The sequence below is a fragment of the Methanolobus sp. genome (genome assembly GCF_016278385.1).
Lineage (GTDB): Archaea > Halobacteriota > Methanosarcinia > Methanosarcinales > Methanosarcinaceae > Methanolobus.
Genome location: NZ_JADQBY010000020.1, coordinates 72863 through 84965 on the forward strand (window position 1 = coordinate 72863; position 12103 = coordinate 84965).

General features: G+C 41.5%; 13 protein-coding genes. 4 read left to right on the forward strand and 9 right to left on the reverse strand.

Annotated features, from left to right (window positions below; genetic code table 11):
* Position 1: 1 nt before the first annotated feature.
* From fpoL to fpoO, 4 genes are read left to right on the forward strand one after another with little or no spacing between them, the layout of a single operon-like run.
* Positions 2-2014 (forward strand): F420H2 dehydrogenase subunit FpoL, encoded by a 2013-nt coding sequence (fpoL, locus tag QZZ23_RS09185; protein WP_292469203.1) that lies wholly within the window; start codon positions 2-4, stop codon positions 2012-2014.
* Positions 2014-3501: a F(420)H(2) dehydrogenase subunit M gene (fpoM, locus tag QZZ23_RS09190; RefSeq protein ID WP_292469205.1), complete on the forward strand. Its 1488-nt coding sequence runs from the start codon at positions 2014-2016 to the stop codon at positions 3499-3501. Before fpoL ends, fpoM begins: the two co-directional genes overlap by 1 nt.
* Positions 3502-3504: 3 nt before the next feature.
* On the forward strand, positions 3505-4956 hold the full coding sequence (fpoN, locus tag QZZ23_RS09195) for a F(420)H(2) dehydrogenase subunit N (protein ID WP_292469207.1): 1452 nt from the start codon (positions 3505-3507) through the stop codon (positions 4954-4956).
* A gap of 1 nt (position 4957) precedes the next feature.
* A complete protein-coding gene (gene fpoO / locus QZZ23_RS09200) occupies positions 4958-5320 on the forward strand; it encodes a F420H2 dehydrogenase subunit FpoO (RefSeq protein ID WP_292469209.1) in 363 nt (120 codons plus the stop codon).
* Positions 5321-5393: 73 nt separating this feature from the next.
* Here the strand turns inward: fpoO and QZZ23_RS09205 are convergent, their stop codons facing one another.
* The 9 genes from QZZ23_RS09205 to QZZ23_RS09245 all read right to left on the reverse strand — a co-directional run bounded on the left by QZZ23_RS09205 (position 5394) and on the right by QZZ23_RS09245 (position 12083).
* Positions 5394-6683, reverse strand: coding sequence for a GntP family permease (locus QZZ23_RS09205; RefSeq protein ID WP_292469211.1), 1290 nt, complete (start codon positions 6681-6683; stop codon positions 5394-5396).
* A gap of 66 nt (positions 6684-6749) precedes the next feature.
* A complete protein-coding gene (locus tag QZZ23_RS09210) occupies positions 6750-7355 on the reverse strand; it encodes a hypothetical protein (protein ID WP_292469213.1) in 606 nt (201 codons plus the stop codon).
* A gap of 12 nt (positions 7356-7367) precedes the next feature.
* Positions 7368-7994, reverse strand: coding sequence for a hypothetical protein (locus tag QZZ23_RS09215; RefSeq protein WP_292469216.1), 627 nt, complete (start codon positions 7992-7994; stop codon positions 7368-7370).
* A 109-nt stretch (positions 7995-8103) separates the two neighbouring features.
* On the reverse strand, positions 8104-8625 hold the full coding sequence (locus tag QZZ23_RS09220) for a hypothetical protein (RefSeq protein ID WP_292469218.1): 522 nt from the start codon (positions 8623-8625) through the stop codon (positions 8104-8106).
* Positions 8626-8665: 40 nt separating this feature from the next.
* On the reverse strand, positions 8666-9292 hold the full coding sequence (locus tag QZZ23_RS09225; protein ID WP_292469221.1) for a chemotaxis protein CheC: 627 nt from the start codon (positions 9290-9292) through the stop codon (positions 8666-8668).
* A gap of 15 nt (positions 9293-9307) precedes the next feature.
* Positions 9308-10312: a DUF3795 domain-containing protein gene (locus QZZ23_RS09230; RefSeq protein ID WP_292469223.1), complete on the reverse strand. Its 1005-nt coding sequence runs from the start codon at positions 10310-10312 to the stop codon at positions 9308-9310.
* 52 nt (positions 10313-10364) lie between these two features.
* Entirely contained in the window at positions 10365-10838 is a 474-nt protein-coding gene (locus QZZ23_RS09235; protein ID WP_292469225.1) for a chemotaxis protein CheD, read from the reverse strand.
* A gap of 2 nt (positions 10839-10840) precedes the next feature.
* Complete coding sequence (locus QZZ23_RS09240) at positions 10841-11455, reverse strand: chemotaxis protein CheC (protein ID WP_292469227.1); 615 nt, start codon at positions 11453-11455, stop codon at positions 10841-10843.
* Positions 11456-11468: 13 nt separating this feature from the next.
* Complete coding sequence (locus QZZ23_RS09245; RefSeq protein WP_292469230.1) at positions 11469-12083, reverse strand: chemotaxis protein CheC; 615 nt, start codon at positions 12081-12083, stop codon at positions 11469-11471.
* Between the last annotated feature and the right edge of the window lie 20 nt (positions 12084-12103).

The following is a 12103-nucleotide window of genomic DNA, read 5'->3' on the forward strand; positions in this document are numbered from 1 at the left end:
AATGGCAGTAGAAAATCTAGCATTCTTAATACCACTCCTGCCTGCACTGGCCTTTGTGCTGACCTTCTTCCTCGGGAAGAAACTGCCCACCGGCGGTGCCATAATTCCAATAGCAGCTATTGCGACATCATTTATCATATCACTATTAATTACATTGAACCTGCTTGCAAACCCTGAAGAAGTTGTACACTATTCATACAGCTGGTTCGCCATGCTCAACATAGGTATACTTATTGACCCTCTTGCAGCTGTTATGCTTACAATGGTCACATTAGTAAGTCTGCTTATCCACATCTATTCAACAGGTTACATGTCACACGACAAGGCACCTTCCAGGTACTTTGCCGAAACAGCATTGTTCACAGCTTCAATGCTTGGTCTGATCCTTTCAGACAACATCCTCCAGCTCTTTATTTGCTGGGAACTTGTGGGTGTTTGTTCATATCTGCTTATCGGATTCTGGTTCCATAAGCCATCCGCAGCATCTGCTGCAAAGAAGGCTTTCCTGACAACCAGAATTGGTGACGTGATGTTCCTTACAGGAATAGTTGTCCTATTCGCAGACCTTTACAAAATGTTCAATGGTGTCATTCCTGATGGTGTTTACATACTCAGGTTCGATGAGATATTTGCTCATATTCCGGAACTTGCAGCACTGAATTCAAATATTTTAGGAATGGAAATCAGCCACATCACACTGATAACACTCCTGTTCTTCGGTGGTGCTGTTGGTAAGTCAGGTCAGTTCCCACTTCATGTGTGGCTTCCTGATGCAATGGAAGGTCCAACAACCGTTTCAGCTCTCATACACGCAGCAACAATGGTTACAGCCGGTGTCTATCTGGTTGCAAGAACATTCCCAATGTTCATCGCAGCTCCTAGTTCACTCATGGTAGTAGCATATCTTGGTGCATTCACTGCATTATTTGCAGGAACAATGGGTATCGTTATGAACGACCTTAAACGTGTACTCGCATACTCCACAATCAGCCAGCTCGGTTACATGATGCTTGGTCTTGGTGTAGGTGCAGCTGTTGGTGCTGAAGCAGTTGGTTTTTCAATATTCCACCTGATCAACCACGCATTCTTCAAGGCTCTTCTTTTCCTGTGTGCAGGCAGCGTAATCCATGCAGTAGGTACACATGATATGAGACAGCTTGGAGGCGTTGCAAAGGTAATGCCAATAACGGCAGCAACAATGATCATTGCGTCCCTGGCACTCACTGGAATGGGTATTCCTGGAACAGTGATCGGAACCAGTGGTTTCTTCAGTAAGGATGCGATCATCGCGAGCGCATACCTTTTCGGGGAAACAACCGGATCATGGATACCATACGCATTCTCAATTGCTGCAGCTCTGCTGACTTCCTTGTACATTTTTAGGCTTATCTTCATGACATTCTACGGAAAGCCACGTACAGATTATGGCGGTCATGAGTCCCCTGCATCAATGACAATCCCACTATCAATACTTGCATTGTTCGCACTGCTCTTCGGTGGACTTACATCAAAGACATTCAACACTTTTGTAAGTGAAACATTTGTGAACAATTTCGTGAACATGGATATTTCAAGCCTTGCAACACTTGGTGGCTATCACCTTGCAGAACATGCAGGACATGAGCCAATGCTCATACTCTGGATGCCACTTATCGTAGCACTTGCAGGTCTTGTCATTGCTTACCTTGTATACGGACTGAAGATTGTCAACATGGACAGCCTTGTTTCAAGAAACAACCCAATTTACAAACTCCTGTACAACAGGTACTACCAGAACTCTCTGTTCACCAACTTTTTCTCAGTCAAGGTCATCTACGAAGGATTTGCCTTTGCAGGACGCGCCGTTGACAGAGGATTTGATTGGATGGTTAACTGGTTTAGCAACCTTACACTGGAAGCCGGTGAATCACTGCGCCAGTTCCAGACAGGAAAAGTACAGAACTATGCCACTGCAGTAATAACCGGAGTAAGTCTGCTGGTTATTCTTGTTAAAGTGGTAATGGAGGTACTCTGATGATGCCGATATTATCTATGGTCGTGCTGATACCTCTGATATTTGCAGCACTTGCGTTATTTACAAAAACAAAAGAACAGGCAAGAGCAATTGCCCTTGCGGGTACTGTTATCGTACTGTTACTTACAGTATACATGTACTTTAACTTCGATAGCACTATAGCAGACAACCAGTTCGAGGAACTTGCACAGTGGGTGCCTTCCCTTGGGATTAACTACCACCTCGGTGTTGACGGAATCTCAATGCCATTGATACTTCTCAATGCTATTGTCCTTCCACTGCTCGTTATGTTCACCTGGAACGACGAGAGAAAATCACCTAACAAGTTCTACGCACTTATACTCGCAACAGAAGGTGCAGTCATTGGTGTATTCACATCACTGGACTTCTTCCTGTTCTACATATTCTGGGAACTTACACTCATACCGCTCTTCTTTATGGTGAGCATATGGGGTGGACCCAACAAACACCACGCAGCAATTAAGTTCTTCATATACACCCACGTAGCTTCTCTTGTGATGCTGCTCGGTATATTCGGACTTTATTTCGCAGCATGGGATATGACAGGAACTCCTACATTGGACATACCAACACTTATTGGCCAGTTCCAGTACATTGAATCCGGAATTGCAAAGGATATGATATTCCTTGCACTGCTCTTTGGTTTCATTGTCAAGATACCAAGTTTCCCGTTTCATTCATGGCTTCCGGATGCATATACTGAGGCACCAACTGCCGGCAGTGTACTCTTTGTCATGCTCAAGATCGGTGGATATGGTCTCTTTAAGGTCATGCTTCCAATGTTGCCATTCACAGCGTCACCAAACCTGATGATTACGATCATGGCAGTTCTTGGTTCTGTAAGTATACTCTACGGTGCCTTCCTTGCACTCTCACAGAAGGACCTCAAGAGAATGGTTGCATACTCCAGTATTAGCCACATGGGATACGTAACGCTCGGAGCAGCCGGTCTGGTATCACTCTCCGTTTCCGGAGCAATGTTCCAGCAGTTCTCACACGGACTTATCATGAGTATTATGTTCATGTCATGTGGAGTAATCAACAGTACAACCGGCACAAGGATCATCAATGATCTCGGAGGCCTTGCAAAGAAGATGCCAAAACTGGCAGTCATAATGGTATTTACCTTCATGGCATCCCTCGGTCTTCCGGGACTCACCGGTTTCATTGCGGAAGTCTCAGTGCTTGCAGGAAGTTTCATAAACCTCCCTGCATACGTAATAGTTGCACTGTCAGCTATCGTAATAACAGCAGCATATCACCTGTGGGCTCTCCAGAGGGCAATGTTTGGTGTTTTCAATGAGAAACTCGGTACAGTCGTTGATATTAATGGTTACCAGACATTTTCAATGGGGATCATTGCGATACTTATACTGTACTTCGGACTTAATCCAAGCCCGGTGTTTGATATGATGTTGACGAATTCAGAACATATAATCAGCCTTATGGCTGTCATGGGGGTATAAGGAATGGATATGATGTTATTTGCACCTGAACTTACCCTTGTGCTCACAGGGCTGGCAGTAATACTAATCGGATTGTTCATACCGACAGACTCAAAGAAGATCCTTGGTTATCTGGCATCTCTCGGTGTCATAGTTGCCCTGTTCTTAACAGTCGCAAGTCTGGGGACCGAAGCAACAGCATTCAATGACACGGTATCAATAGATGCCCTGTCACAGTTCTTCAAGATAGTGTTCCTCGTGGTCGCATTACTCTTTACGATTTCAGGTATCAAGTACACTGAAGGCAACAGTCACACAGAGGAGTTCTTCGCACTCGGATTATTCGCAACAATTGGTATGATGTTCGTTGCATCTGCAAACGATCTCATGGTACTCTTTGTTGCATTCGAACTTGCAAGTATTGCAACTTATGCGCTCGCAGGTTTTGAGAAGAAGAACCCCAAGTCACTGGAAGCTGCCATGAAGTACTTCATCATAGGCTCACTTTCAGCAGCTCTTATGCTCCTCGGTATATCTTACCTGTACGGGGCAACAGGTACAACCAGCATTCCGGGAATCGCAGCCAACTCAGCTGTACTTGCATCAAGCCCAATGGGAATTGTTGCAGTGGTTCTCCTGATTGCAGGATTTGGTTTCAAGATCGCTCTTGTACCATTCCACATGTGGGCACCTGACACATACCAGGGTGCACCTTCAGTAGTATCCGCACTACTTGCAGCCGGTTCAAAGAAGATGGGTATCGTAGCAGCACTCAAGGTATTCGTGGTTGCACTCATTGCCCTTAAGGCAGACTGGCAGATTGCTTTTGCAATACTTGCAGTTGTCACAATGACATACGGTAACGTTGTAGCTCTTAACCAGACAAGTGTAAAGAGAATGCTTGCATACTCCTCACTTGCACAGGCAGGTTACATCACAATGGCATTTGTGGTACTCACTCCTCTGGCTCTTGGTGGAGGTATATTCTATGCACTGTCACATGGTTTCATGAAGGCAGGAGCTTTCATTGCAACTGCAGCTGTTACATACATGGTACTTTCAGAGAACAAGGATTCAACTGACCCTGACCACATTGATAACTTCAGAGGATTGGGTAAGAGAATGCCAATAACTGCTCTTTGTCTGACAGTGTTCGTATTTGCACTGGCAGGTATCCCGCTTACAGCAGGTTACATGAGCAAGTTCATTTTGTTCTCATCAACCATCCAGGCAGGATTTGTGTGGCTTGCAGTGATTGCAATACTTAACAGTGCAATCTCACTATACTACTATGCAAAAATCGTCAAATACATGTACTTCCTTCCAACTGACGGTGAAAAGATATCTGAACCGTTCCCATACACTGTTGCAATGATAATTGCAGTAATTGGTGTACTTGTGATTGGTTTCTGGTCTGAACCATTTGTCTACTGGGCAATGGAAGCAGCAAAAGTACTGATTCCTGGAGGTATGTAAAATGACAGATTGTGATCTTTGTGGAGTTGGAATCCCAACAGTTGTTCCTGTAAGGGTATTAAAACCAAAGTACGCACATTCCTATCCACATGGAATGTGGCAGGGACTTTGTGAAGGATGCCTTAATGCCGGAAAGAAAACCCATGACGCACAGGCCGAATCCCCAAGCTGCGGAGCAGCTGGTAAATGTGAATTATGTGGTGCTATCGCACAGTTATATGATGTCACAATCAGCAGACCTTCATTTTCAAAGGGTGCTGAGGAAGACACAGTACAGCTCTGCAAGAAGTGCCTTGTTTCAATAAGCGAGTCACATGAATCATGGGAACAGCAAAAGGCTGAAGACGAACACGCACATCATTAAGTATTAAAATAGAAGACCGGTCTGTCCGGTCCTTTTATTTCTTTTTTGGATTAATTCGCTTTTTTTCTGGATATCAGTAAAATAGCAGATCTGCTATACCTGTCAGCATTAAACAGGTAATCCCCATTACAACTCCACCCATTGTATAACTTCTCAGAACCTCGGAAGTTTCCAGTTCAGCCAGATCCTTGTATATCCAGAAGAACGGGTCATTGAAATGTGAAATAAGGAACGTTCCCGATGCCATGGAAAAGAGCACAATGACCGGTGGTAATCCAAGGACAGGTATAAGAGGTATCACAATTGATGGTGCCACCAGCATGGTAACCACACGGGAACCCTGAACGCTCTGTATGGCAACGGCAATGAGGAATGGAACAAGGATTGAAGGCAAAGGTAGTCCTGAAAGAAGGCTTCCAATTTCCTGTCCTGCTCCTGTCATGGCAAGGGTGGCACCAAGTGCACCTCCTCCACACATATCCAGAATGACAACACCACTTCTTTTGATAGCTTTTTCAATCCATTCTTTAACAACATCAGGACTGTATTGTCTGTATGCAAACAAAATAGCCATAATAACTCCGATGAGCAGGGCCATGTTTGGCTCTCCCAGAACATCAAATAATGCTATATTTGTGAATACGTCAGCAAGAACAAATGCAACAGAAAATCCGATTGGTGTGTAGGCTGCAAGTCTTCCGGAATTAACCGGGTCATTGGAAGCCGTTTCATCAATTCTGTATTCTAATATGTTTTCATCCCTGTTTCCAAAACGGCAGAACTTTGTAGCGTAAAAGTAGCCCGCCATAGAAACAATGAATGCAAGCAAAATCCCTGGCATTAATATGTCGCTTTTACTGATTCCAAGTTCTGTCACTGCTGAATAGACCACCGGCGATGGATAAACAAGGTTGTATGATGCCAGTGTTCCGAAAACAAGGGTTGATGCAGTGAGTACTTTTGGAAAATCCTGCTTGATCCTTATTTCTTTTGCCACAGGAATAAATATTACATAAGCAAGGATGCAGCACATGAGTGGTACTGCAAAGATAAATCCCAGGATATTAAGTCCGAACAATGGCTTTCTGGATATCGTAATGACATCAGCTGCAATGAGTTTTGCCCCACCTGTCCTGTGCAGTATAATCCCGATTGTGCTACCTGCAGCGATGATTATAGCAAAATGAGAAAATACCCTACCCATTCCAGTTGTAATTGCATCGATGGTCGTTGATGCTTCACCTGCAAGAATGCCTGTGAAAACAGATGTTAAAATAAGACCTAAAAAAGGATGTATCCTCAACCTTGCGGTAAAGAACAGAATGATTAGCAGTGAAAATACAAAAATAATTATAGGGTGCATCAATATAAATCGGTTTTAGAGTGGTATAAACCTTACTCTACCTACTCCAAACCAATTAGATTATTTTTACTCTTCAACGTAAAGCAGGTAAAGGCAGCTGTTCTCTCTCATCTCCATGAATCCCTGGGTTTCGGAAATTCCTGCTTTTTCCAGTAATACCTTCTTCCATGATTCAGGAGGAAGTGCTATCTTTCCGGTATATGCTTTAGCTGCTATCTGAGCATACTGCAAAGGCTTTCCACCAATCTTGATTCTCTTTGCCACTTCTTTACGGTAGGTCTGGTGCATCATACATGCACTGTGTGCAGCAGAAGGCTGTATAGTGTGGTTGTAGTGGTCAGTTGCTTCCATGTGTACTGGATTGAAGTTTCCAATACGTTTGATGTATTCCCTAATTGCCTTGGAAAAAGGACATACATTGGTGACAAATCCAAATTTGCTGATCTGTCCGATGCTTTCAAATGATGATAATACGGATTCACCATTTACAACTGCATTTGTGAAGTCATCCCATGTCTTGTATTCCTCTTCAGGAACTGATTTTGCAAGTGACTCTGCCTGCCCGACCATATAATTTGTAAAACCTTCTACACCCTGTTTATCAGAAATATCCTCAAAGAAGAGGAATACTGATACATCAACAAAAGGATTAGACTCAATGTTTTCAGCCATGTGTGTTCACCCTCAATCAATTATCTCTTCACCTGCGCTCTTACCTTTCACAATGAGGGCAAAGACACAGGATGCATTACGCAGTATGCTTTTAATGTGTCTTTCATCAACATTGATTCTGGAAAGGTTATCAGGTACCATTTTTACTTCACCGGTCATTCCTTTGTTTGCCAGTTGCAGGCATTCAAGTGCCTGTTTTGCAACAGTGATATTGTTTGCTGCAACTTCTCTGAATTTCTGGTGGGTTATGCAGTAATTTGAAACAGCAGAATCTCTGATACGGTTGTTGTAACTATCTGCTACATCAGTGTCAGAGTCTGGAATAGGTCCTATTCTGGAAATGTATCTTCCCATAGATGGTGCCATGGGGCATACTTTCAAGGCATATACATAGCCGATGACATCCCCGTCTTTATCAGTGATTGCAAGATCTGTCTGAACATTGACATCTCCTTCAACTGTAAGGGATGTTCTTCCATCTTTCATTGCCACATTAAAAGCAGGCCATCCTACATATGCTTCTTTTCCCATCCTCTCAGCGTAGCTTTCACCTACGCGAAGCCAGTATTCAACGACACCTTCTGTCCCTGCCTTGCTGACCATGTCATCAACAAGCGAGTATATTGCAATGTCCATCATGATTATAGGTCTCCTTTATCATCTCAAGCTTAATTTGTATTTCTACAACATTTATATATTAATTATCGTGATAGTTTTTATTCTTTACCATTGAATACATTAAAATATATTAAAGTGTGCTTATTTTAATCCATTTCAACTCAGAATTATCAGGATACAACTGTTCTGTGGTTGTGTTGTCCTCATCAATTATCTGCATAGCTTCTTCTTCGGATTTCACATTCATTTCAAAGGGACTTTCTCCTGCAACGTCATACCTGAGAATAAGTTGTCCACTTTCCGCCATCATAAGTCTCACGTGATCATTGTCAAAAGAATTAATTCCAAGTTCGTGTCCTTTCTGGCTTTTTGCGGCCCATACAGTAATCTCAGTTTCTGCTGCATATGGAGCATTAATATATTCATTATTTAGCAACATTCTGTCTTCATTCGTTGAATCAACATTCAGTTTCTCTTCAACAGAGTAAGATAAATCATCTGATGTGATGTCTCCTGATATGAATAGTCTAGTTCCTTCCGAATCATCGGTTGCTGTTTTTACAAGGGAATGCAACATCTTTGTGAATGTAGTTTCTTTGTTACGATCTTCTGTATTTGATCGTTCAAGATGCTGTGTCCATATATTTTTCATAGAGTTCAACCGTCAAAGTTAATTATGTTATGAGGCAAAGTTATTCCAGCATATTGCAGATTGAACTTTGCATTTTATCAAGTGATTCTTCGTCTAATAAAAGAAACATATCTCCATAGATAGTTCCGGCACCAACGTCTTTTTCAGATGAGTAGACCATGAACATCGTTTCAATATTCAATATTTTACTGGTTTTATTTCCCATCTTGGCTGTTCCTCTGTCGAGTATATCTTTTATGTATCCAATGCTGATGTCAGGTACAGAATGCAGTATTTTCATACTCAAAAACGATGATAATGAATTAAGGTACGATCCTGCGATTATGTTCCCGGTTTCAAGAAGTGCTGATTCATAGAGATTTGGATTGTCATTATGTTCAAAACCCTGTAGCAACATGTTGCTGAGATAAACAGCGTTACCAAATTCAAACATCAGCATCACAAGACCATTAAGATCTCCATGAATAGGAACCATTATGCCTGTCATAGTTATCGATTCAGGTATCATGTCAATGATTGCAGATGGTTCAAATAGCCGGGCATCAGATAAATTCAACTGGACTCTTTTTTCGATTAATTTAGACAGGGAAGTAGTTGCATTCCCCATTCCAATACTTCCAATTTCCTTGAAAGCGTCAATTATAAAATTATCCAGTTCCTTTTCCATCAAATCTCTCCTACATCATTCAAGTTTGACTTCAACATCCTGTTCCATGTAGAATTTCTCTCCAACGTAGAATCGGATGTATTCTTCTTTTCCACCTTTCAAAAGGCGAATCTTTGCTCCTTCTTCTTCTGCAATGTTGAGGAAAAGTCCTTCAAAACGAGAGGTAGTCTGTTCATTGTGTGCACTCTTGTTGATCATGCCCACAAGCAGGAGTTCATTTGCTGTGAACCTTTCAGCCATTTCTGATATGAACTTGTATGTCTTCTTCTCTCCTTCTGTAATAAGCAACTGGCTTATTGGCTCAAATATTACTGCACAACCTTTTGGAAGCTTGCTTGTAAGTTCAAAGAATTTATCAAGTTCATATGTTGGCAACTTAATTATTCCATCTTCATTGCTGACCTGTTCACTTGTGGATGATATTTCGATGAATTTCATTGCACCGATATCCATCAGATCTCCAATCTTTTCTTTGTACATAGCCGTACGTGGTTGGGTGGAAACAAGTACAATATTCACCATTTCTCCATAAAGGCGCAGGCAAATTTCGATGACGGAATCTTCATATCTGGTCTTTGGTGTGTATTCTATCAGTGTGGATCTGCTAAGCAGGCTGGAAATCTGATCAATTTCCAGAATGCTGTCGATATCTTCTTCTGATTTTGAAAATACCATTCCTTCTATTAGAAAATCTCCAAGTTTTTCCCTTGGTATTGTCTTAAAGGCCTGGTACATCAAAATTCCAGCTGAGGCAAAAATACTAGTATAAACCGCACCCCAGAAACCCATAAACAGTAATATTGCCTCAGTGATATCTGCATCCTGTGAAGTGATCGCAATTGATGGGAATATGGCTGTTGTGATAAGGAATATAGCTGTAAGCGCAAGGAGTAACCAGGCAACAGATCCTTTTTTTGTCTCAAAGTATACTTTGACCCAGAAATATATCGCTGCTAATCCACATGCCATTGATATGGAAACGAAAATGATGTGTATTATTGTTATATCCGGAGTTAACATCTTGCTGTCACCTATATTTCATTATCATATTATATTATTGTATTAATATATATTAGTATGTTTTTATGCCTTTACGTGCACTCTTGACAGTAAGTTCTCCATTTTCTGTGTCAAGTATTATTGTACGTCCGTAATTCTCTCCTGTATCCTGTGCAATAATGGGAATTTTAAGCTCTTTTAGCACTTGCTTTGTAGCGGCTACATTTCGTTCTCCTATATTGAGCTGGGTATTGGAATTAAAAGAAAACATACTGGCACCACCTGCTATTTTGGCCGTGGTCCTGTGTTTGTAAGCACCTATATCAACCATGCCATCAAGGAGTGCCGGTATGCCGGTATCTGCAAATTTTGCAGTATTTTCTTTTGATCTTGCCTGTTCAATACTCGGGAGCATAATATGTACCATCCCGCCAACGCCAGTGCTTTTGTCATAAAGTGAAATACCTACGCATGACCCCAGTCCAAGGGTCGTGAGTTTTCCAGGCTTTTTCACCACTGCACTATCGGCCATTCCCACTATTATCATGTTTATCTCGTACGCATTTCTTCTATCCTTTCAAGTATGGTTTGCAATGAAGCTGAATCAAGCATCATATACATGTCACCACTCAGGCTATGGTATTCGTCTTCACCTGCAACCTCAAACAGTGTTGTCAGGCCGAAAACATGTTCCATTTTCCCGTTTATGTGTTGTTTTGCTTTTGTGAATATTTCGTCAGAGCTACCTTCTGATATTTTCGGTATAGAAGGCACTATTGCAAGGTTCAGGAATTTTGAAAGAGCATTATAGTAGCTTCCTGCAAGGATGTTAGCAACTTCAACAAAGGCTGACCTTTTCAGGTATTCATCATCTTCAGAACTACTGTCTTTTAGAAGCATTTCAGCCAGTGCCTCTGAGTGAGTTTTCCTGATTATAAGTATGAATCCTCCATTCATATCTCCCATTACTCTCACAATTGCACCGATTCTGTCTTTATTTGTATTGTTGCTGATATCATGTGCATCCAGTAATGTAAGGGCTGAACTGCTGACATTGATTGATTTGTCTACAAGTTGTGACAAGGCAGTTGTTGCATTCCCCATCCCTATATTTCCTACTTCATTTAATGCATCATAATAAAACTTATCAAGTACTATGTTCATCATTTCACTCCTGTTAAATCATCGTGTCAATCCGCTCAAGTATAACGTCCATCGAATCAGGATCGAACAATGTCAGGAATATTCCATCCATTTCATGTCCCTCGATCGTGAACAATGTATCAAAAAGCAGTGCATTCTCTGCTTTCGTACTCATTTCTATGAGTATATGATCAATTATAGCACCAAGCATGTCAAAAGTTTGCATTGGTGGTGATATTTTTATATTAAGTCTCAGAAAATCTGATAGAGAACTGACATAGGATCCTGCAAGAATGTGAGCAACCTCTTCTATGATCGATTGGTTTAAAGGAGTCATAATGTCAGTATCTTCTTCATTGGTAATTGTTGTACAAATGGTTTTGGCAGATTCTTCAGAAAGCATCATCATTATATATCCATCGATGTCTCCTGAAACCTCCATAATTACACATGATACAATGGTATCTGCTCCACCGGCAACTTCCGGTACTTTTTCAATCAATTCTACTTTAAGTCCGGGGACTTCAATTCTGACCTCTTTTGAGATCATTTTAGAAAGGGAAGTGACAGCATTACCAACGCCGATGTTAACAACTTCTCTTAATGCACTGATTTGTAATTCAGTCAAGTTTGATATTTTGTATTTCATATGTTAACTCCTGGGTCATT